Origin of the sequence: Terrabacter tumescens (genome assembly GCF_014646815.1) — a bacterium.
Taxonomy (GTDB): domain Bacteria; phylum Actinomycetota; class Actinomycetes; order Actinomycetales; family Dermatophilaceae; genus Terrabacter; species Terrabacter tumescens.
The window spans coordinates 1-21,101 of the sequence record NZ_BMNZ01000010.1 but is presented as its reverse complement, the minus strand read 5'-3'; the positions used below and the strand labels follow the sequence as shown (position 1 = coordinate 21,101).

Sequence of the window (21,101 nt, the reverse complement as noted above, 5' to 3'; positions counted from 1 at the left end):
CTCAGTGTTCCACGGGGGTGGGCGCGTCGACGGGAAGTCCGGGGTGCTCGTCGCCGGGGATGCGCGGCTGGAACATCGCGTTGAGCCGCAGCAGGTCCGGCTCGACCGTCTTGAGCGTGCCGACGGCGTCGGCGAGGGGCACGCGCTCGATGTGACCCCTCTGCAGCGCGACCATCTGGCCCCAGGCGCCGTCGAGGGCGGCCTCGACCGCAGCGACGCCGAACCGGGTGCCGAGCACGCGGTCGAAGGCGACGGGCGACCCGCCGCGCTGGATGTGGCCGAGCGCCGTCATGCGGCTCTCGATGCCGGTGCGGCCCTGGATCTCGCGGGCGAGGATCGAGCCGATGCCACCGAGGATCTGGTGGCCGTACTTGTCGATCTCGGGCGCGGGGATCTCCATGGTGCCCGCCTTGGGCAGGGCGCCCTCGGCGACGACGACGATCGTCGCGAACCGGCCCTTCTTGTGGCGGTGGACGATGCGCTCGCAGACCTCGTCGATGTCGAAGGGCTCCTCGGGCACCAGCGTGATGGCGGCGCCGCCGGCCAGGCCCGACCAGATCGCGATGTGCCCGACGTGGCGGCCCATGACCTCGACGACGAGGACGCGGTGGTGGCTCTCGGCCGTCGTGTGCAGCCGGTCGATGGCGTCGGTGCAGATCTGCACGGCCGTCTGGAAGCCGAAGGTCATCTCCGTCAGGGAGATGTCGTTGTCGATCGTCTTGGGCACGCCGATGACGGGGAAGCCGTTCTCGTGCAGGCGGTTGACGACTCCCATGGAGCCCTCGCCGCCGATGCCGATGATGGCGTCGAGGCCGTGCCGGTCGTAGGCCTTGCGCACGCGCTTGAGGCCGTCCTCGTGAGCGAACGGCTGGTCGCGCGACGTGCCGAGGATCGTGCCACCGAGGGGCAGGATGCCGCGGCACCGGTCGACGTCGAGGATCTCGTAGTCGTTGTCCATGACTCCGCGCCAGGCGTTGCGGAAGCCGATGACGGTGCTGTCGTAGGTGACCTCGGCGGCGCGGGTCGCGCCGCGGATGACGGCGTTGAGGCCGGGACAGTCCCCGCCCCCGGTGAGGATGCCGATGCGCATTGATAGGACTTTCGGAGAGTGGGCAGCAGACAGGGTGTCGTGGCGGCGCTGACGCGACGATGTGAGCCTAGCCACAGACAGGGCCTCACGTCAGCGGAGCGTCCATGGGCCGGTCGCTCCCGTGGACACTGCCTCTACAGTTCCGGTATGAGCGACACCACCGAGAGCGTGACCGAGAGTGCCACCCCGCAGGAGGCGTATGCCGCCCCGCCGGCGTCGGCGACCACGGTCCGCCTGCGCGAGGTGCTCGCGCAGATGCCCGACTACAAGCCCGGGAAGCCCGCGGCGGCACCTGCCGGCGTGACGGCCTACAAGCTGTCGTCCAACGAGAACCCGTACGGCCCGCTGCCCTCGGTGCTCGCCGCCATCGACGACGCGGCCACCACGGTCAACCGCTACCCCGACATGGCCGTCACGGCGCTCACCGAGCGCCTCGCCAAGGCGCTCGACGTGCCGGCTGAGTGCATCGCGACCGGCACCGGCTCGGTCGCCGTGCTGGCGCAGATCGTCAACGCCGCGTGCGACGCCGGAGACGAGGTCGTCTTCGCGTGGCGCTCCTTCGAGGCCTACCCGATCGTCACGCAGCTCGCCGGTGCCAAGCCGGTCATGGTCGGTCTCGACGAGCAGGCGCGCCACCGCCTCGACGCGATGTTCGCCGCGATCACCGACCGCACCCGCGTCATCCTCGTGTGCACGCCGAACAACCCGACCGGTCCGTGCGTGCACCAGGCCGAGCTCGAGGCGTTCCTCGACAAGGTCCCGGACGACGTCATCGTCGTCGTCGACGAGGCGTACGTCGAGTTCGTCCGCGACCCCGAGGCCGTGCGCGGGCTCGACGTGTGGCGCCACCGCCCCAACGTCGTCGTCCTGCGCACCTTCTCCAAGGCGTACGGCCTCGCCGGCCTGCGGGTGGGGTATGCCGTCGCGCACCCTCCCGTCGCCGCTGCCCTGCGCAAGACGGCCACGCCCTTCGGGGTCAACTCGGTCGCGCAGGTCGCGGCCATCGCCTCGCTCGACGCGTTCGACGAGCTGAACGAGCGCGTGGAGTCCCTTGTCGCAGAGCGCGACCGGGTCGTGCAGGCGCTCGCCGACCAGGGGTGGAGGCTGCCGCAGTCCGACGCGAACTTCGTGTGGTTCCCGCTGGGCCCCGACTCGACGGCGTTCTCCACGGCGTGCTCCGACGCCGGGCTCACGGTGCGGCAGTACGGCGACGACGGCGTGCGCGTCACGATCGGCGAGGTCGAGGCCAACTCGCGCTTGATCGAGGTCGCCGCAGCCTTCGGCCCTCGCTGACGGGCCGTTCCGCGCCTTGCCGGGCGACAATGGCCTGAGCCGCGCCGACGCGCGGCGGTCGTCGTGGGCGGAGGTCGCGGACGTGGCGGACATGGCGGACGTGGCGTGGACGGGCAGACGTGACCGGTGGGGCGGTCGGCGCCTCAGCGGCGGCGTCGCGCTCCTCGGCGTCCTGCTCGTCGTCCCGTCGCTGCTCGCCCCGACGTGGGAGATGTCCGTGGCGGACCGCGAGCACGGCTCGCTCCTGTCCCGTCAGTGGGAGTGGAGCTGGGGCCGCGTGCGCGTGACCGGCCTCGAGGGCGTCGAGCTGCGCGACCAGTGGAACGTGCTGGGCCTGGCCGTGCTCGTGCTGCTCCTCGCCGCGGCCCTGGTGGGCGTGGCCGTCTGGTTCTTCCCGCGGTTGGCCTGGGGTCGCGCGATGGGGCTGGTGACGATCGGTCTGCTCGCCGGCCGGGTGCTGACGACGGTGGCCGACCGGGTGGGCCGCTCTCTCGGGGAGATCGACCAGGGGGCGGCCGGACTCACCGTCCGCACCGAGATGACGTCGGCCGGCTCCTTCGAGACGGCGGCCGCGGTCGTCCTGCTGCTGGCCGTCGTGCTCTCGGCGCTGACGGCGGTGCGTCCGGTCGACGCCGGCGTCGCCGTCCCGTCCGGGGGGCCGGGCACATCGTGCCCTCCGGGCGTCGACCCACCGGCCCCCTCCGACCCCGGTCGCACCGCCGGCCTGCGGCCCGCGGGGGAGCACCTGTCGACCACCCCCGTGTCGTTCGGCGAGTCCGCCAGCGGTGGTCCCGAGCAGCTCCGGCGCTCGCGATGAGCGGAGAAGCGAGTGTCGTCACGTCGTCCGCCGGGTCGGACCGGTCGAACCGATGGCGTATGCGTGTGGCCACCTCCGCGCTCGGTGGCTCGGGGCTGCTGCTGGCGGCGTCCACCGCGGTGTGGCCGACGCGCATCCTCGCCGTGCGCGTGCCCGAGGTCGGTGACTTCACGAAGGGCTACGAGCAGAGCATCTGGTCCTGGGGGCGGCAGTTCGTCTACACCTCCGACGGGGTACCGCTCGACGCCTTCGCCCAGCCCGACCCCGTGGCGCGGCTCGTGCTCCTCGTCGTCGTGCTGCTGCTGGCCGCGGCGGGCGTCACGGCGTGGCTCCTCCGCCCCGGACTCGAGGGGCGCCTGCTCGCTGCCGTCGGGCTCGCGCTGGCGCTCGCGACGGTGGCGGCGTCCGTCTTCGAGCGGGTCTCGTTCGACGACCGGTCGCTGGGCCTGCAGCCGGGACTCGTCGACATCACCACGGCCGCGGGATGGCTCGAGGTGGCCGCAGCCGTCCTGCTGGCTTTGGCCCTGGCCCTCGTCGTCGTGCCCGTCGCGCTGCCGGGACCGGCGAATGCCGCGTCCGCGCGGGTGTCCGCCGCGGCCGCCCGGCTCGCAGGACGGCGCCCGACCGACCCAGCCGAACCGGCCTCGGCGGCCCAGCCTGTGGCCCGACCCGTCGCGACCTGGCGCGAGGGCACGTCGCCCGGCTCCACGCATACGCCCTCGGTGGGGTTCAGGGACGACGACGAGCCGCCGCAGCGTCCGCGCGGCTGACGGTCTGCGCCCTCCTCCGCGGGGTGCGGCACGGCACGCAGGGCGCACCGCGCGGAGCGAACCGGAACTCGCGTGTGCCGCTCGCCTCCGTGTGTCGGTGCCCGGGCCTACCGTCGGGTCATGGACATGAAGCTCGAGCTGGTGGCGGTGCCCGTGACCGATGTCGACCGGGCCAAGGAGTTCTACGTCGAGAAGGTCGGGTTCAACGCCGACCACGACCACACGGTGAGCGACGAGGTGCGGTTCGTGCAGCTGACGCCGCCCGGCTCGGCCTGCTCGATCGCCATCGGCAAGGGCCTGACCCAGATCGTGCCCGGGGGCCTCGACAACCTCCAGATGGTCGTTGCCGACGCCGACGCGATCCGGGCCGAGCTCGTCGGGCGTGGTGTCGCGGTGTCCGAGATCGACGAGCAGCCCTGGGGCCGCTTCGCCTACTTCACCGACCCCGACGGCAACCGCTGGTCGCTGCAGGAGGTGCCGGCCTGGTCCGGGAGCGGCGGCGCCGGTGCGGGCGACGCCGACCAGGACCAGCAGGCCTGAGGTGCGGCGACGGGTGGCGGCCCTGCTGGTCGTGGGCTCGGCACTCCTCGTCGCAGCCGTGATCTGGCCGACCGACACCATGGTCCTGCAGTCAGCGGACGGTGCCGTCGTGCCCCTGCTCGACATCTGGCTCTGGGGCCGGGTGCGTTCGGTGAGCGAGCTGTCGTCCACCGACCTCGACGGCTCGCTCGGCGTGCTCGTGGCCCTGGTCGTGGCGGCGATCCTCGCCGTCGCGGCCGGCGTGGTGTGGCTCCGTGCGGTGAGCGACCCGGGGCGAGGTCGTAGGGCGACGGTGGTCGCCGCGGTCGGCGTCGGGGCGGCGCTGGTGACGGCCCTGCTCGCGTTGGGCAATACCGGAACGTCCTTCGGCTGGGCCTCCCCGGCGGGCGAGCCGGTGTTCACCCGGACGGTCGTCGCCTCCTTCCCGGTGGTGGCGCTCGCGCTGTGGGTCGTGGCACTCGCCGTCATGGTGGTCCTCGTCCTCCGGCGCCGGGACGGTCCCGGCGAGGAGACTGGCGGGGCGTCACCGGCCTGAGGGGCCTCGCGCTGTCGGACGTGGCGCCTACCTTCGAGGAATGCTCACCGCCGTCGCCGTGTCCGGCTACCGCTCCCTGCGTGACGTCGTGGTCCCGCTGCACGGCCTCGACGTCGTCACGGGGGCCAACGGCAGCGGCAAGTCGAGCCTCTACCGGTCGCTGCGGCTGCTCGCCGGCTGCGGTCGGGGCGACGTCATCGGCACGCTCGCGCGCGAGGGCGGCCTGCAGTCCGCGCTCTGGGCCGGCCCGGCCACGCTCGGCGGCGCGCGCGACCGTGGCCACGCCGTGCAAGGCACCCGGCGCAAGGGCCCGATCAGCCTCCAGCTCGGCTTCGCCTCCGAAGACTTCGGCTACCTCGTCGACCTCGGCCTGCCGCAGCAGGCGTCGGGGAGCGACGCCGGCTCGCCGTCGGCCTTCCTGCGCGACCCCGAGATCAAGCGCGAGGTCGTGTGGGCCGGTCCCGTCATGCGGCCGGCGTCCGTCCTCGTGCGGCGCCGCTGGGGCGTCGTCGAAACCCGCGCGACGAGCGCCGACGACGACGGCTGGGGCTCGGAGTGGGGCGGGGCCGGCGAGGACGATGGTGCGTCGGAGTGGGAGTCCGACCCGGTGGAGCAGCCCGGCTCGCAGACCGGCTCGAGGGCTGCCTACAAGGATCCGACCGGGGTCGGCGGCCCTGCCCCCGGCGGCAGCGTGCGCACGGCGCGTCCGGGGTGGACCGAGCTCACCCGGTCCCTGCGCCCGTGGGAGAGCATGCTGACCGAGCTCGCCGACCCCGAGCGGGCCCCCGAGCTGCTCCGGGTCCGCCGGATGATCCGGGGCTGGCGCTTCTACGACGGCTTCCGGGCCGACGCCGGCGCGCCGGCCCGCACGCCCCAGGTCGGCACCCGCACCCCGGTGCTCACCGACGACGGTCGCGACCTCGCGGCGGCGCTCCAGACGATCCGCGAGAACGGTCGGTCCGAGCTCGACCGCGCCGTGGCCGACGCCTTCGACGGCGCGATCCTCGACGTGACCGTCGAGGGCGGCCGCTTCGACGTGGCGCTGCACCAACCCGGCATGCTGCGTCCGCTCGCGGGGGCCGAGCTCTCCGACGGCACCCTGCGCTACCTGCTCCTCGTCGCGGCCCTGCTGACGCCCGACCCGCCGCCGCTCATGGTGCTCAACGAGCCCGAGACCTCGCTCCACCCCGAGCTCCTGGCGCCCTTGGCGCGCCTCATCCGCGCCGCGGCCGAGAGCAGCCAGGTCATGGTCGTCTCCCACTCCGAGGCCCTGATCCGCGAGCTCGGCGTCGTCGACCCGGACGACGAGGACGACGCGGGCGATGACCTGCCCGTGGGACTCGCCTCGCCCGCTCGAGGGGTCACCCTCGTCAAGGACCTCGGCGAGACGTTCGTGCAGGGGCAGGGCCTGCTCAGCACCCCGGCCTGGAGCTGGGGCACCCGTCGCTGACCGCGCCGTCGAGACCGCCCCGGCCACGCGGCATACGCCCTCGGTCGTGCGGGCTCAGGAACTGGCGTTGCCGACCGTGCGCGCCTGAGGCTGGCCCGGGTCCACGGGGCCGGGGCTGCGCCGGATCCGGGAGGCCGCGAACGTCGCCCAGGCGGCCTCGCCCAGCAGGTAGCAGGCGAAGCCACCCACGAGCCAGGTGAACGGCTCGAAGACCCCTCGGACCGTGAGCCAGACGAAGCAGGCGCCTCCCACGACCCGCCACCCGGCCAGGGCCGGGTAGAGCTGCGCCCAGTCGAGCGCGGTGCTCCACGTCGTGTGGTCGGTCCGAGGTCGGTGCCCCCTGACGGCCGCGATCACCAGCTCGCGCCGGGTCCGGAGCGGCAGCGACCGCCAGGCCCTGCTGACGGACCATCTGTTCGTGCGGTCCGGTGCTGCCACGGCGTCCCCTGTCCTCGACGGTCCGGTCATCGTCGCACGGGTGGGACGACCTCGCGCGGGCGTCACCGTCCCGCATTGTGAGATTTGCAGGCCTCTCCGGTAAGTTCCGGGTCGAGGACCAAGCACGTGTCCGTCGTCACGAACGGCGGCCTTGCGCCCCCAGAAGCCGACGAGCGGGTGACCCCCGTTTGCGGGCCGAACGAGTAGGCCGGTCTCACCGGCGAAGGAGCCCCAGTGAGCGACAAGGTTGTCGCCGAGCTGCAGGAGCCGACCCCCGCGGTCGGCGACGGTGGCCCGGACATGATCCAGCTGCTGACCCCCGAAGGTCAGCGTGTGTCCCACCCCGACTACGACAAGTACGTCGCGGACCTGACGCCTGAGGACCTGCGGAGCTTCTACCGCGACCTCGTCCTCATCCGGCGCCTCGACGCCGAGGGCTACGCGCTCCAGCGCCAGGGCGAGCTCGGCCTGTGGCCCAGCCTGCTCGGCCAGGAGGCCGCCCAGGTCGGCTCCGGCCGCGCGCTCAAGCCGCACGACTTCGTCTTCCCGACCTACCGCGAGCACGGCGTCGGCTTCGTGCGCGGCATGGACCCGCAGAGCTCGCTGCAGCTCTTCCGCGGCGTCAGCCAGGGCGGCTGGGACCCGCAGGAGAACAACTTCCACCTCTACACGATCGTCATCGGGGCCCAGGCGCTGCACGCCACCGGCTACGCGATGGGCGTGCGGATGGACGGCAACGTCGGCACCGGCGACCCCGACCGCGACACCGCGGTCATCTGCTACTTCGGTGACGGCGCGTCCTCGCAGGGCGACGTCAACGAGGCGTTCGTCTACGCCGCGAGCTTCGACGCTCCCGTCGTCTTCTTCTGCCAGAACAACCAGTGGGCCATCTCCGAGCCCGTCGAGAAGCAGACCCGCATCCCGCTCTTCCAGCGAGCCCGCGGCTTCGGCTTCCCCGGCGTCCGGGTCGACGGCAACGACATTCTCGCCACGTACGCCGTGACGCAGCACTGCCTCGACGAGGCCCGCAACGGCAACGGCCCGCTGCTCATCGAGGCCTACACCTACCGCATGGGTGCGCACACGACCGCCGACGATCCGACGAAGTACCGCGTCTCGGCCGAGGTCGAGGAGTGGAAGTTCCGCGACCCGATCCTGCGCCTCAAGACGCTGCTGGCCCACGAGGGCATGGCCGACGAGGCCTTCTTCACCCGTATCGACGAGGAGGCCGACCAGTTCGCCGCCGAGCTGCGCGAGGGCTGCGTCACGATGGAGACGATGCCCGGCGAGACGATGTGGGACCACGTCTACGCCGAGGACCACCCCGTCATGGAGGCGGAGCGTGCCGCCTACCTCGCCTACAAGGCGAGCTTCGAGGAGGCGAACTGATGGCGCTCGAGAAGGTCACCCTCGGCAAGAGCATCACCAACGGCCTGCGCAAGGCCATGGAGGCCGACCCCAAGGTCGTGCTCATCGGTGAGGACATCGGCAAGCTCGGCGGCGTCTTCCGCATCACCGAGGGCCTCCAGAAGGACTTCGGCGAGGACCGCGTCATCGACAGCCCGCTCGCCGAGTCCGGCATCGTCGGCACCGCGGTCGGCATGGCGCTGCGCGGCTACCGCCCCGTCTGTGAGATCCAGTTCGACGGCTTCGTCTACCCGGCCTTCGACCAAATCGTCAGCCAGGTCGCCAAGATGCACGCCCGCGCCCTCGGCGCGGTGAAGATCCCCATGGTCATCCGCATCCCGTTCGGCGGCGGCATCGGCAGCCCGGAGCACCACTCCGAGAGCCCCGAGGCCTACTTCGCCCACACCGCGGGCCTGCGCGTCGTCGCGTGCAGCAACCCCGAGGACGCCCACTGGATGATCCAGCAGGCCGTCGCGTGCGACGACCCGGTGATCTTCTTCGAGCCGAAGCGCCGGTACCACGACCGCGCCGAGTACGACACGTCGCTGACGAGCGCTCCGCGGGGACTCTTCGAGGCCAACGTGCTGCGCGGGGGCACCGACGTGACGCTCGTCGGCTACGTCTCCGTCGTCAAGACGATGCTCGAGTCGGCGGCCGCCGCCGAGGCCGAGGGCACGAGCATCGAGGTCATTGACCTGCGTTCGCTCTCGCCGCTGCCCATCGACGCCATCGTCGCGTCGGTCCGCAAGACCGGCCGCCTCGTCGTCGTGCACGAGGCGAGCAGCTTCCTCGGCATGGCGTCGGAGATCTCGGCCCAGGTCACCGAGCAGTGCTTCTACGAGCTTGAGGCGCCGGTCATCCGCGTCAACGGGGCCAACATCCCCTACCCGCCGAGCCGGATGGAGGAGGAGTTCCTCCCCGACCTCGACCGCATCCTTGACGGCGTCGACCGCGCGCTCGCGTACTGAGAAGGGCTGCGACACATGGCAATCAAGACGTTCAACCTGCCCGACCCCGGTGAGGGCCTCGTCGAGGCCGAGATCGTCGAGTGGAAGGTCAAGCCCGGCGACACCGTCAAGGTCAACGACATGGTGCTCGAGATCGAGACGGCCAAGTCGCTCGTCGAGCTGCCCATCCCGTGGGCCGGCACCGTCAAGGACCTGCTCGTCGAGGTCGGCCAGACCATCGACGTCGGCACGCCGATCATCTCCATCGACGACGGCCTGGGCGGTGACGAGGCCCCGGCGGCCGCGCCGTCGATCCCCGGCGAGAAGGCGGCTCCGGCCGAAGGCGCCTCCGAGGCGATCCTCGTCGGCTACGGCGCCAAGGCCGGTGCTACCGCCCGTCGGGCCCGCAAGGGCTCCGTCGCACCGGTGGCCGTCGCTCCGGTCGCTGCTGCCCGCACGGAGACCGAGCAGGTCGCCGCGGCGGCCCCGGTCGCCGAGCCCGTGGTCCCGGCCGCGCGCGTCGAGTCGCCGGCGCCCGCCGTCCCGGCCGTTGCTCCTGCCATTGGCCGTCCCAAGGCCAAGCCGCCCGTGCGCAAGCTCGCCAAGGACCTCGGCATCGACCTCGCGTCGGTCACCCCGACCGGCGCCGACGGCATCATCACGCGCGACGACGTGACCAACCACGCGAGTGGTGCGTCCGTGAACGGCGTTGCCACGCAAGCGGACTCGGCCGCTGTCCCGGCGGCGACGGCATGCCGCATGCCGTTCGGTGCGGGGGAGCGCGAGGAGCGCACGCCGATCAAGGGCGTGCGCAAGATGACTGCGCAGGCCATGGTCGGATCGGCCTTCACCGCGCCGCACGTCACCGAGTGGATCACCATCGACGTCACGAAGACGATGGAGCTCGTCGACCGCCTCAAGGGCAGCCGCGAGTTCAAGGACGTCAAGGTCACCCCGCTGCTCGTGCTCGCCCGGGCGCTCGTCCTCGCGATCAAGCGCAACCCCGGCATGAACGCGACGTGGGACGAGGCCAACCAGGAGATCGTCCAGAAGAACTACGTCAACCTCGGCATCGCAGCGGCGACCCCGCGCGGCCTGATCGTCCCGAACATCAAGGACGCCCACGCCATGACGATGCTCGAGCTGGCGCAGGCCATCGGCCAGCTGACGGCGACGGCTCGCGAGGGTCGCACCCAGCCCGCCGAGATGTCGGGCGGCACGATGACGATCACCAACGTCGGCGTCTTCGGCGTCGACAGCGGCACCCCGATCATCAACCCGGGGGAGTCGGCGATCGTGTGCTTCGGTGCGATCCGCAAGCAGCCGTGGGTGATCACCGATGCCGACGGCAACGACGAGATCGCGATCCGCCACGTCACGCAGCTCGCGGTCAGCTTCGACCACCGGCTCATCGACGGCGAGCTCGGCAGCCGCTTCCTCAGTGACCTCGCCGCCATCATGGCCGACCCGGCCCAGGCGCTCGTCTGGGGCTGACCCGCCTCGCTCGCTCCACCGTCGAAAGGCCACGTCTGGCCCTCGACCACCAGTCGAAAGGCCAGCTCTCGTCCCGAGAGCTGGCCTTTCGGTTCGTGAGGCAGGGCGATTCGTGGCCTCTCGACGTGCGGCAAGTGGCCACTCGTGGCCTCTCGACGGTGGAGTCGGGTGGGTCAGGTGGCAAGGAGGATGCCGCCGAGCGCGACCACGGCCACCCACACGGTCGTCGCCCCCGCGAGCACGAAGGGGCGGGGTCCCACTCGTCGCAGGGAGGCGACCCGCACGCCCGTGCCGAGGGCGAACATGGCAATCGTGAGCAGGGCGGTCTCACCCCACTTCGCCAGCGAGAGCACGCCGGACGGTACGACCCCCGTGGTGCGCAGCGCCATGAGCGCGACGAAGCCCACGACGAAGAGGGGCACCAGGGGAGGACGCCCGCCGCGGCCCCCGCCCGTAGACCCGTCGGCCGCCGACCCGTCACCCGCCGTCCCGGCGCCGGACCTGGCCGCGCGCCGCCGCTCAGCGAGGCCGATGAGGGCCAGCACCGGGGCGAGCATGAGCACGCGGCCCAGCTTGACGACGACGCCCACCGCCAGGGCGCCGCTGCCGATGACCCCTGACGCCGCCACCACCTGGGCCACCTCGTGGATCGAGGCCCCGGCCCACATGCCGGCCTGCGCCGGCGCCAGCCCGATCCATCCAGCGGCCAGGGGGAGCAACGGGATCATGGCGGTCCCGAAGAGCACGACGAGCGCGACCGACGTCACGAGCTCGTCGTCCTCCGACTCGATGACTCCGTCGACGGCCGCCGCAGCCGCTGCGCCGCAGATCGAGAAGCCGCCGGCGATGAGAAGGGTCTGCGAGCGGCTGAGGCCGAGCAGCCGCCCCACGACCATGCCGCCGGCGATCCCGAGGGCCACGACCGCGACGACCACGGCGATGACTCCCCAGCCCAGCCGGAGCACGTCGCCGAGCGCCAGCTGGAGCCCGAGCAGGGCGACGCCGAGCCGGAGCAGCCGCCTGGACGCCACCGCGAGCCCCGGCTCGAGGCCGGCACCGATCCGGCCGGTGTTGGCGAGGGTGGCGCCGACGACGATGGCCACGAGCAGCGGGCTGAGCGAGGGCACCCAGCGGTTGAGGCCGAGGGCGGCTGCCGACACCGCTGCACCGAGCGCGAGGCCCGGGAGCGCACGCGCCACCCCGCTCGAGCGTGGGGCCGAGGTGGCGGACTGCTGCGGGCCGACAGTGGTGGACATGATGACCAGCCTCGACCCCGGAGCGTACGACCGGTAGCCGGAGATTGTGCATACATCCATATCCAAGCGATATGGCCTTCGTCAGAGCCATATGCTGAGAGCATGTCTCGCGCCTGGCCCGACCTCGCGGTGCTGGCCGTCCTCGTCGGCGTCGACGATCTCGGCAGCCTCGGTGCGGCTGCGCGCCGGGAGGGCATGGCCCAGCCGAACGCGAGCCGGGCCGTGCGCCGGCTCGAGAGTGAGCTCGGGGTGCCGCTGCTGCGACGCGGTGCGCGAGGGTCTGCACTCACGCCCGAGGGAACCGTCGTGGTGCACTGGGCCCGTGAGGTCCTGGCCGATGCGGGGCGCCTGCTCGATGCGGCCCAGGCCCTCCGTGGCGCACGACGGCACGAGCTGGCGGTCAGCGCGAGCATGACGGTCGCCGAGCACCTGGTCCCGGCATGGCTCGGTGAGCTGCGCCGGCGCCACGAGGACCTGCGCATCCACCTGCTGGTGCACAACTCGACGCAGGTCCTCGAGCAGGTCGAGGCCGGCGGCTGCGACATCGGCTTCGTCGAGTCACCCTCGGTGCCGCGCGGCCTGCACAGCTGCACCGTGGGTCGCGACCGTCTCGTCGTCGTGGTCACGCCGGACCATCCGTGGTCCCGGAGGCGCCGTTCCCTGCGTCCGGACGAGCTGGCCGCGACGCCCCTGGTCGTGCGTGAGCCGGGCTCCGGCACGCGCACCACCCTCGACGACGCGCTGCGCGATTTCACCCGCGCTGAGCCGCTGCTCGAGCTGGCCAGCGGCGCGGCCGTCCGTGCGAGCGTGCTCGCAGGCGTCGGCCCCGCCGTCGTCAGCGTCCTCGCGGTCCGCGAACAGGTCGAGGCCGGGGCCCTGCGGGTCGTCGAGGTGGAGGGGTTGACGCTGGACCGACGGCTGCGGGCGGTGTGGCGCGAACCCCGCCGCCTGACCGGACCCGCCGCCGAGCTGGTCGCGACCGCCCGACGACTCGGTCAGCCCTTGAAGGCCTGATGGACGATCAGGTCCATGGCCCGGTCGGGCAGCAGCTTGCGCGCCGTCACGATGGCGCGGGCGCCCTTGCCGGCGGGGTAGCGGGCTGCAGGGTTCGTCGCCTCGAGGGCCTTGAGCACCTTCTCGGCGACGGCTTCCGGCCCTGAGCTCATCCGTGGGGTGTCGACGCGCTCGAACATGACGGCCATGCGCCGGGCCATGTCCTCGTACGCCGTGCCGACCGACCGCTCGACCAGGCTCTCGCGGGCGATGGTGTTCCACTCCGAGATGATCGGTCCCGGCTCGACGATGACGACGTCGATGCCGAAGGGCGCGAGCTCGATGCGGAGGCTGTCGCTGAAGCCCTCGACGGCGAACTTCGTGGCGTGGTACCACGCGCCGAGCGGCTCGTAGATCTTCCCGCCGATGCTGGAGATGTTGACGATCCGCCCGCGTCGCCGCGTGCGCATGTGCGGCGTGACGAGCTGGGTCAGCCGCGCCAGGCCGAAGACGTTGACTTCGAACTGTCGCCTCGCCTCCTCGATCGGCACGTGCTCGACCGGGCCGTAGGAGCCGTAGCCGGCGTTGTTGACGAGGGCGTCTACCTGCCCCTGCTCGGTGATGATGCGGTCGATGCCGGCGACCATCGACGCGTCGTCGGTGACGTCCATCGCGAAGGGGATGACGCCCCGCGCCTCGAGCGCGGCCATGCGCTCGACGCGCCGGGCGACTGCGTACACCGTCCACCCGGACTCGACGAGGTGGAGGGCGATGGACTCACCGATGCCGGACGACGCGCCGGTGATGAGGGCAACCTTGGTCATCCGGACACCGTATGCCGTGTCGCCGCCCCCAGCGCCGGGCTCGCTCGAGCGCGCCCCGGCCACCCGGCATACGCCGCCTGGCCACACGGCATACGGCCCGGTCCCGAGATCGCGGACTCGGCGAACCCCGACCGTCGAAAGGCCAGAGTTTGCGGGTGTGGGGACGTCGAGAGGCCAGAGCTCGTGACGAGCTCTGGCCTCTCGACTGCGCCGGACCCGCAAAGAGTGGCCTCTCGACGGTGACCGGGGACTGACCGGTTCGGGCGCGGTCAGCGCACGGCGGCCTCGGCCTGCTCGGCGACCCTGGCGTTCTGCCGGTCGACGAGGTAGGCGGCGGTGAGGTCGTCACCGACGGTGGACAGCAGGCGGATGTCGACCGCCTCGTGGCGCTCGGCGACGGTCGGCTCGCGCGTCGTCATGACCGTGCGGGCGTCGCGCTCGGCCACGGCGGTGGCGAGCTCCCGCTTGAGCGACTCGTCGAGGATGCCGCCGGGCACCTTGGCGCGAGCCGCGACCTCCACGGCGAACCGCTCGGTCTCGGCGACGAGCGCGGGGTCCTCCGAGGTGAGCATGCGCGAGGTGCGGTGCAGCAGCGCCGCACCGGCGTCGAGGTCGCCCTCGCCGAGCCGCGTCACGGCCTGGGTCAGGAGCGGGCGGTCACCGCGCAGCGCCGAGTCGGCGAGCAGGCCGAGGCGCAGGCCGAGAAGGCGCTCGTGGGTCCGCGTGTTGCCGGCCTCGCGACCGAGCGGCACCTTGAGCTCGTCGTCGGGTGCCGACTGCGACATCGTGTCGAGCAGCTCGATGCCGGCCTCGTCGGGCGTGTGCACGGTGTCGCGCAGCGGCACCTCCTTGATGAAGAGGGCTGCGAGCAGCGCGAGCACGAACGGCACCAGGCCCCAGACGAACACGTTGTGGAGCGAGTCGGCGAGACCCTGCTGGACGCCCGTCGCGACCTGCGGGGGCAGCTTGGCCAGCGCCGAGGGGTCGAGCACCGAGCCGGCGCTGATCTCCTGGCCCGAGGCCTGCATCTGCTTGACAACCGAGGCCGGCAGGTGCGAGGCGATGTTGCCCGCCAGGCCGCTCGTCATGATCGTGCCGAAGACGGCGGTGCCGACGGTCGAGCCGACGTTGCGGAAGAACTGGGTGGAGGCCGTCGCCACGCCGAGGTCCTTGCGCTGCGAGGAGTTCTGGATGATGAGGGTGAAGACCTGCAGGGCCATGCCGAGGCCCACGCCGAAGACGATCATCGACAGGGTGAGGTCGAGCTGGCTCGAGCCGTAGTGCAGCTGGGTCAGCAGCCAGAAGCCGACGCCCATGATGAGGATGCCCGCGATGGTCTGCAGCTTGTAGCGGCCCGTCTTGGTGATGACGAGGCCGGAGATGATGGACAGGCCGATCATGGCGACGGACATCGGCATGAGGATCAGGCCCGAGTTGGTGGCCGACGCCCCGAGCACGCCCTGGGCGTAGACCGGGAGGTAGATCATCGCGCCGAACATCATGACCGACACCATGAAGGCCGCGATGTTGGACAGGGTGAAGAGCGGGCTCTTGAAGAGGCGGAGCGGCAGCACCGGCTCGACGGCCTTGCGCTCGATGGCGATGAAGACGCCGAGCATGACGATGCCGGCGACATACATCCCGATGATGGCGGGGGAGCCCCAGGCCAGCGTCGTGCCACCGAGCGAGGTGGGCACGAGCAGCAGGATGAGCGTCATCGACAGCGCGGCGATGCCCGCCTTGTCGACGACGGTCTCGCGCGGCGTGTGCTCGAGGTGGAGGAAGCGGCTGATGCCGAAGAAGGCGAAGACGCCGACGGGCAGCGTGATGAAGAAGAGGTAGCGCCAGCCCCAGTTGTCGGTGACGAAGCCGCCGACGAGCGGGCCGAGGATCGAGGCGAGCCCGAAGACGCCGCCCATGAGGCCCTGGTACTTGCCCCGCTGACGCGGCGGGATGATGTCGCCGATGATCGTCTGCGACAGCGGCATCAGCGTGCCCATGCCGGCGCCCTGGATGGCGCGGGCGGCGATGAGCCACCAGAAGTTCTGCGCGAAGCCGGAGAGGATCGAGCCGGCCATGAAGACGACGAGCCCGCCGAGGTAGAAGCCGCGGCGGCCGTAGAGGTCGCTCATCTTGCCGACGATCGGCACGGTGATCGCGCTGACGAGCATCGCGGCGGTCGCGAGCCACGAGTAGTGGTCGATCCCGCCGAGCTCGGCGACGATGCGCGGCATGGCCGGTCCGACGATCGTTTGGCTGATCGACGCCACGAGCATGCCGAGCATGAGCGCGATGAAGATGTTGCGGGTCGAGCGGTCGAGTCCGGGCGCCTTGGCGGCATTCGTCGATCTGGCTGTGCCGGTCGCGGTGTCCGTGGCTACCCCCTGGGTCTTCTGTGGCATGCCGTCCACGGTACGCCGAATGTGCAGTCACTGCAAAATTGCAGTCCATGCACTGAACATGACACGATGAGGGCATGAGCACGGACCTGCTGACCGACGAGTCGTGCGGCCTGCGTGAGCGCAAGAAGCGCGAGACCCGCCGCGCGCTCAACCTCGCCGCCCTCGACCTCGTGGAGGAGAAGGGCTTCGCGGCCGTCACCACCGAGGAGATCGCGTCCCGCGCCGGCGTCAGCGCCCGCACCTTCTTCAACTACTTCCCGTCCAAGGAGGCCGCCGTCATCGGCACGACGGCCGAGGAGCTCGAGTCGTATGCCGCCGCCCTCGAGGAGGACGTCCACGGCGAGACGCCGCTCGAGTCCCTTCGCCGGATCCTCGCGTCCATGCTCGCGCCCAGCTCGATCGACAAGGAGCTGCGGGCGCGCCGGCGCCGGATCCTGCTCGGAGAGCCCTCGCTCGCGCCCGCCCTCGTCGGCAACAACATCCGCATCGAGAACGCCCTGACGGCGGCGCTCGAGCGCCGCCTCGGCGTCCGGCCGGGGGCCTCGCTCGAGGCCCGCCTCACCGTGGCCGTCGCCATCGCCGCCGTGCGCGCCTGCATCGAGCACCAGCAGAACGGCGGCTCCGGCCGCCTCGAGCGCAACATCGACCAGGCGTTCGAGCGCATCGGAGCCGGCCTGCGCTGAGCCGCGCTGCCCCTGCCCTACCGCTGCGAGCCGTGGGGGAGCCGCTCAGCGGCGCAGCGCGGCCCCTGCGTGGTCGATGCACGTGCGAGCGGTCGGCCGGGCCAGCAGCCGGCCGTCGGGGATCGTCTCACCGCACACCTCGCACCGGCCGTAGTCGCCGTCCGCGATCCGCTGGAGCGCCGCGTCGATCTCGGCGAGGTGCTGCTCGGCCTGGGTGATGAGGGCGCCGATCTGGGTGCGCTCGTAGGCGATCGTCGAGCCTTCGGGGTCGTGCTCGTCGTCGGCGATGTTGGCCTCCGAGGCCTCGACGACCTCGGCGAACTCCCGGCGGAGTCCGGCGATCCGCTCGACCTCGTTGGCCCGGTCCGACGCCAGCTCTGCTGCGTGGGCGGCCGTCTTGGTGCTCATGTCCCCATCGTCCTCCGGTTCAGCCCGGTCGGCGGGGCCGAGTGGCGCACCACACCCCGGTCGTCCGAGCCGGAATCAGGCTCTCGCGGCAGGCCTGGTCGGACCTGTCCGGCTGTCCCGAATGTGACCCCATGGGCGACCCGTCCCACGAATTCGAATTCACATCACCGGCGGGCGTATCACCGCTCCCACCAAGGACTTCCGACCAGTGTTGGGCGCCGGACGAGCGCCCCGGGCAGGGAGCCGGCCATGACAGGACCCAGCGCACACGGCACGGCCTCCGCCATCGCGTGGGGCGCAGGACTCGCGGTCCTCACGTGGGGTGGACTGGGCCTGACAGGGGCGCACGGAGTGGCGAGCCCCGACCCCCACGCAGTGGCGGTCGTCCACGACCCCACACCACCGACCGGTCTGCACCTGGAGGACGGCCCGAACGCGGACGGCTGGTACTCCGCCCCGACCCACTATCGATGGGCGGCCGTGGACCCCGGCAGTGGGATCGACTGGTGTCAGGACGGTCTCGTCGTGACAGTCGACACGGCAACTCCACGGACCGTCTACGGGACGTGCGTCAACGGTGCTGGGCACGCGGCGGCATACGCCGGCTTCTCCTACCGCTACGACGGCACCCCGCCGGAGCTGGACCCCGTCGCCGAGCCCGCCGTCGTGGACCAGGGAGGCAGGGTCGTCGTGCTTCCCCGTGCGACGGACGTGCTGTCCGGCGTCGCCGCTCAGAGCTGCAACGGCAGCCACGTCGTGTCCACCCGACGGCCGGGGATGCACACGGTCGGCTGTGTTGCGCATGACCGGGCCGGCAATGTCGCGACGGCCACGGTCAACTACCTCGTGCTCGACCGGCGCCAACGGGACTGAGCGCGTCATGCGCCGGTCGCGCCCGCCCTGTCGGCGACCGGGCAGGATGGGCGCATGAGCGAGCCCCGCGGAGTGGTCTTCCCACTCGACCCGTCGTCCGGACGCCGCAGCACGACCGCCACCGGGCGGGCCGTCGTCGCCGACGCCCTGCGCGCGGTCGACCCGGTGGGCGCGGCCTCGGCGGAGCGCGAGACGAACTGGCGCCAGGGCTATCTCCCGCACTTCCGGCGCCTCGTCGAGGCGGGGCTGACCTCGCCGGACGCGGCCCGCACCATCGCGCGCAGGGGCCTGGAGTCCCTGCACGAGCGGATGCGCTGGGTCGACGGCGGCGGTGACCACCCCCTCGACGCGGCGTTCGGGGACGACGGCGGCGTGAGCCCGCTCGGCTCGGAGACGATCCGCGGCGAGGGTCTGCCGGACCGCACCCTCTCGGTGCCGTATGCCGGGGAGCGCCTCTCGGGGGACGCGCTGCGCCGTCGTCTCGACCTCTGGGTCGAGACGGGCACCATCGAGCCGACGTGCGCCGAGGCCGTGGGTCGGGTCGTCGACAACCCCGAGTGGCTCGACCTCTCGGACCGCACCGTCGTCGTGCTCGGTGCGGCTGCGGAGATGGGCCCGCTCCGGTCGCTGCTCCGCTGGGGCGCCGATGTGGCAGCCGTCGACCTGCCACGAAAGGACCTGTGGGACAGGCTGATCGGCGACACCCGGCGGCTAGCAGGCTCGATCACGGTGCCGGTGCGTCCGGGCGAGGAGCCGCTCGCTGCGCGCGCCGGCGGCGACCTCGTCCACGACCTCGGCGCGGTCACCCGGTGGGTGTCCTCCCTCGAGGGGCCCCTCGCGATCGGCAACTACGTCTACGCCGACGGCGAGACCAACGTCCGCGTCTCGATGGCCGTCGACGCCCTGACCCGTCAGGTCGTCGAGGCGAAGGGGCGCGACGACGTCGCCCTCGCCTTCCTCGCCACCCCGACCGACGTCTTCGCGGTGCCGGGCGCTGCTGTCGAGCGCTCCGTCGACAGCTACGCCCACCGCCGCACCTCGAAGGTGCTGCGCGTGCCGCTCCGCACGGTGAGCGGCGGCCGACTGCTGCGGCGCAACTACGTGCCAGGCCAGGACCCCGGCGTCAACGACAGCGTCGTGCTCCAGCAGGGACCCAACTACCTGCTCGCCAAGCGGCTCCAGCGGTGGCGCGCGACGGCATACCGCGCCGACGGCGGCCTCGTGTCGTTCAAGGTCGCCCCGCCGACGCGCACGCGCTCCGTCGTCAAGAACCGCGCGCTCGCGGCGGCCTATGCCGGCGCGCACCGTTTCGGCATCGAGGTCTTCGAGCCCGGCACGGCCAACACGCTCATGGCCGCGCTCCTCGTCCACGACCTGCGCACCGGCGCTCCCGCGCAGCCGAACCCGTGGCAGGACGAGGCGTATGCCGCAGCCCACGGAGGTCTGTGGACCGCTGCCTACGACCCGCGCAGCGCGCTCGGGATCGCCGCGCTGCTCGGGGTGGCCTCGGCCCGCTGAGCGCCGGACGTCCGGCCCGGCCCGGGCTGGGTCCGCGACTCGCGGCGTGAGGCGTGGGTCGCACTGACGTCCAGGGAGTTGGCGCGGCCGCCCGTGAGGCCCGATGCTGTGTCCCATGGGTGAGCGAGTGGCGCAGCAGCCGCGCGTGGACGACCGGTCGCCGGAGCGTGGTCTCGGCGGCACGATCAGCGCGCCCCGCACCCTCGTGCCGGCGCTGCTCGCTGCGATCGCCTATGTCGACCCCGGCAACTTCGGCGTCAACATCACCTCGGGCGCCGAGCACGGCTATGCCCTCGTCTGGGTCGTCGTCTTCGCCAGCTGCTCGGCGATGGTCATCCAGTACCTCGCGGCCAAGCTCGGCATGGTCACCGGCAAGAGCCTCGCCGAGCACAGCTCGGAGCGCTTCCCCGGCGTCGGCCGGCTGCTGCTGTGGGCCCAGGCCGAGCTCGTCGTCATCATGACCGACCTGGCCGAGATCGTCGGTGGCGCCATCGCCCTCAAGCTGCTCTTCGGCATGCCGCTCATGGCCGGCGCCGTCTGCGTGACCCTCTTCAGCCTCGCCGTCCTCGCGCTCAAGGTCCGCGGCCGCAGCCACTTCGACTCCGTCGTGCTCGTGCTGCTCGTCGTCATCATCGCCTCGCTCGTCTGGCAGGTCTTCATCGCCGACGTCGACCGGGTCGCGCTCCTCAAGTCGGTGGTCCCCAGCCCGCTCGACTCGTCGGCCGCGCTGCTCGCCGTCGGCATCGTCGGCGCCACCGTCATGCCGCACGCCCTGCACTTCCACTCCGCCGCGTCGCGGGGCCACGACGACGGCTCTGCGGAGGTCGCCCAGGCCGGGCGCCTCCGCGCCGGCCGCCGCACGGTGCGCAGCGTCGTCATCGCCATGACCGTCGCCGGGGTCGCCAACGTCAGCCTCGTCGTCTTCTCCGCCGCCCTGCCGTCCGAGGCGGGCGCGAGCATCGAGACGGCGTATGCCGCCCTCTCGGCCAGCGCCGGACAGATCGTCGCGACGATGCTGGCCGTCGCCCTGCTCGCCTCCGGTCTCGCGTCGACCCTCGTCGGGGTCCAGACGGGAGACGTCGTCATGCAGGGTTTCGGGCGGCGGCCCATCGCGCCGCTCCTGCGGCGCCTGCTCGCCGTCGTGCCCGCGCTCGTCATCCTCGGCATCGGCGTCGAGCCGACCAACGCGCTCGTGTGGAGCCAGGTCGTCCTCTCGTTCGCGCTGCCGGGGACGCTCGTGCCGCTCCTGCTCTTCACGCGCGACCGACGGATCATGGGCGTGCTCGTCAACCACCGGCTCACGACGGCCGTCGCGACGCTCATCACCGCCGTCATCGTCGGCCTCTGCGCCTACCTCGTCGCC

At 72.2% G+C, this 21,101-nt stretch carries 20 protein-coding genes; 14 read left to right on the top strand and 6 right to left on the bottom strand.

The window, feature by feature from the left end:
- Position 1 precedes the first annotated feature (1 nt).
- Positions 2 to 1,090: a 6-phosphofructokinase gene (locus IEY30_RS19920; RefSeq protein ID WP_030200653.1), complete on the bottom strand. Its 1,089-nt coding sequence runs from the start codon at positions 1,088 to 1,090 to the stop codon at positions 2 to 4.
- Positions 1,091 to 1,237: 147 nt separating this feature from the next.
- On the opposite strand from IEY30_RS19920, the gene hisC reads away from it, so the two are divergent.
- From hisC to IEY30_RS19890, 6 genes are all read left to right on the top strand, one after another.
- A complete protein-coding gene (gene hisC / locus IEY30_RS19915) occupies positions 1,238 to 2,383 on the top strand; it encodes a histidinol-phosphate transaminase (RefSeq protein ID WP_030200654.1) in 1,146 nt (381 codons plus the stop codon).
- A 91-nt stretch (positions 2,384 to 2,474) separates the two neighbouring features.
- Positions 2,475 to 3,200, top strand: coding sequence for a hypothetical protein (locus tag IEY30_RS19910; protein WP_229675115.1), 726 nt, complete (start codon positions 2,475 to 2,477; stop codon positions 3,198 to 3,200).
- A gap of 65 nt (positions 3,201 to 3,265) precedes the next feature.
- Positions 3,266 to 3,970, top strand: coding sequence for a hypothetical protein (locus IEY30_RS19905; protein WP_229675114.1), 705 nt, complete (start codon positions 3,266 to 3,268; stop codon positions 3,968 to 3,970).
- Positions 3,971 to 4,090: 120 nt separating this feature from the next.
- On the top strand, positions 4,091 to 4,510 hold the full coding sequence (locus IEY30_RS19900; RefSeq protein WP_030200667.1) for a glyoxalase superfamily protein: 420 nt from the start codon (positions 4,091 to 4,093) through the stop codon (positions 4,508 to 4,510).
- A 13-nt stretch (positions 4,511 to 4,523) separates the two neighbouring features.
- The gene (locus IEY30_RS19895; RefSeq protein WP_030200669.1) at positions 4,524 to 5,045 is read left to right on the top strand and encodes a hypothetical protein; all 522 of its coding nucleotides are present in this window, start codon (positions 4,524 to 4,526) and stop codon (positions 5,043 to 5,045) included.
- 40 nt (positions 5,046 to 5,085) lie between these two features.
- Complete coding sequence (locus IEY30_RS19890; protein ID WP_030200675.1) at positions 5,086 to 6,495, top strand: AAA family ATPase; 1,410 nt, start codon at positions 5,086 to 5,088, stop codon at positions 6,493 to 6,495.
- A gap of 54 nt (positions 6,496 to 6,549) precedes the next feature.
- Here the strand turns inward: IEY30_RS19890 and IEY30_RS19885 are convergent, their stop codons facing one another.
- On the bottom strand, positions 6,550 to 6,933 hold the full coding sequence (locus tag IEY30_RS19885; RefSeq protein WP_030200678.1) for a hypothetical protein: 384 nt from the start codon (positions 6,931 to 6,933) through the stop codon (positions 6,550 to 6,552).
- Positions 6,934 to 7,167: 234 nt separating this feature from the next.
- Between IEY30_RS19885 and pdhA the strand changes: the two genes are divergently transcribed.
- From pdhA to IEY30_RS19870, 3 genes are read left to right on the top strand one after another with little or no spacing between them, the layout of a single operon-like run.
- A complete protein-coding gene (gene pdhA, locus IEY30_RS19880; RefSeq protein WP_030200681.1) occupies positions 7,168 to 8,322 on the top strand; it encodes a pyruvate dehydrogenase (acetyl-transferring) E1 component subunit alpha in 1,155 nt (384 codons plus the stop codon).
- Complete coding sequence (locus IEY30_RS19875; RefSeq protein ID WP_188960179.1) at positions 8,322 to 9,308, top strand: alpha-ketoacid dehydrogenase subunit beta; 987 nt, start codon at positions 8,322 to 8,324, stop codon at positions 9,306 to 9,308. Before pdhA ends, IEY30_RS19875 begins: the two co-directional genes overlap by 1 nt.
- A gap of 15 nt (positions 9,309 to 9,323) precedes the next feature.
- The gene (locus tag IEY30_RS19870) at positions 9,324 to 10,781 is read left to right on the top strand and encodes a dihydrolipoamide acetyltransferase family protein (protein WP_030200687.1); all 1,458 of its coding nucleotides are present in this window, start codon (positions 9,324 to 9,326) and stop codon (positions 10,779 to 10,781) included.
- A gap of 173 nt (positions 10,782 to 10,954) precedes the next feature.
- On the opposite strand, the gene IEY30_RS19865 is transcribed toward IEY30_RS19870, so the two are convergent.
- On the bottom strand, positions 10,955 to 12,037 hold the full coding sequence (locus IEY30_RS19865) for a YeiH family protein (protein WP_030200691.1): 1,083 nt from the start codon (positions 12,035 to 12,037) through the stop codon (positions 10,955 to 10,957).
- Positions 12,038 to 12,139: 102 nt separating this feature from the next.
- Between IEY30_RS19865 and IEY30_RS19860 the strand changes: the two genes are divergently transcribed.
- Positions 12,140 to 13,051, top strand: a complete 912-nt coding sequence (locus IEY30_RS19860) for a LysR family transcriptional regulator (RefSeq protein ID WP_030200692.1) — start codon at positions 12,140 to 12,142, stop codon at positions 13,049 to 13,051.
- Here the strand turns inward: IEY30_RS19860 and IEY30_RS19855 are convergent.
- Both IEY30_RS19855 and IEY30_RS19850 read right to left on the bottom strand, forming a co-directional pair.
- Positions 13,033 to 13,854 carry an oxidoreductase gene (locus IEY30_RS19855; RefSeq protein WP_030200693.1) on the bottom strand — a complete coding sequence of 274 codons (822 nt, stop codon included), beginning with the start codon at positions 13,852 to 13,854 and terminating at the stop codon, positions 13,033 to 13,035. The genes IEY30_RS19860 and IEY30_RS19855 overlap by 19 nt on opposite strands.
- Positions 13,855 to 14,123: 269 nt before the next feature.
- Positions 14,124 to 16,265: an MDR family MFS transporter gene (locus IEY30_RS19850; protein WP_188960178.1), complete on the bottom strand. Its 2,142-nt coding sequence runs from the start codon at positions 16,263 to 16,265 to the stop codon at positions 14,124 to 14,126.
- Between the two features lie 65 nt (positions 16,266 to 16,330).
- Between IEY30_RS19850 and IEY30_RS19845 the strand changes: the two genes are divergently transcribed.
- Positions 16,331 to 16,939, top strand: coding sequence for a TetR/AcrR family transcriptional regulator (locus IEY30_RS19845; RefSeq protein WP_030200697.1), 609 nt, complete (start codon positions 16,331 to 16,333; stop codon positions 16,937 to 16,939).
- 45 nt (positions 16,940 to 16,984) lie between these two features.
- On the opposite strand, the gene IEY30_RS19840 is transcribed toward IEY30_RS19845, so the two are convergent.
- Positions 16,985 to 17,347, bottom strand: coding sequence for a TraR/DksA family transcriptional regulator (locus IEY30_RS19840; RefSeq protein ID WP_030200704.1), 363 nt, complete (start codon positions 17,345 to 17,347; stop codon positions 16,985 to 16,987).
- A gap of 249 nt (positions 17,348 to 17,596) precedes the next feature.
- Here IEY30_RS19840 and IEY30_RS19835 point away from each other — a divergent pair, with 249 nt between their 5' ends.
- From IEY30_RS19835 to IEY30_RS19825, 3 genes are all read left to right on the top strand, one after another.
- Entirely contained in the window at positions 17,597 to 18,220 is a 624-nt protein-coding gene (locus tag IEY30_RS19835; protein WP_156035404.1) for a hypothetical protein, read from the top strand.
- 54 nt (positions 18,221 to 18,274) lie between these two features.
- Entirely contained in the window at positions 18,275 to 19,738 is a 1,464-nt protein-coding gene (locus IEY30_RS19830) for a hypothetical protein (RefSeq protein ID WP_030200706.1), read from the top strand.
- A 115-nt stretch (positions 19,739 to 19,853) separates the two neighbouring features.
- A partial coding sequence (locus IEY30_RS19825) for an Nramp family divalent metal transporter (RefSeq protein ID WP_229675112.1) occupies positions 19,854 to 21,101 on the top strand: 1,248 nt, incomplete at its 3' end.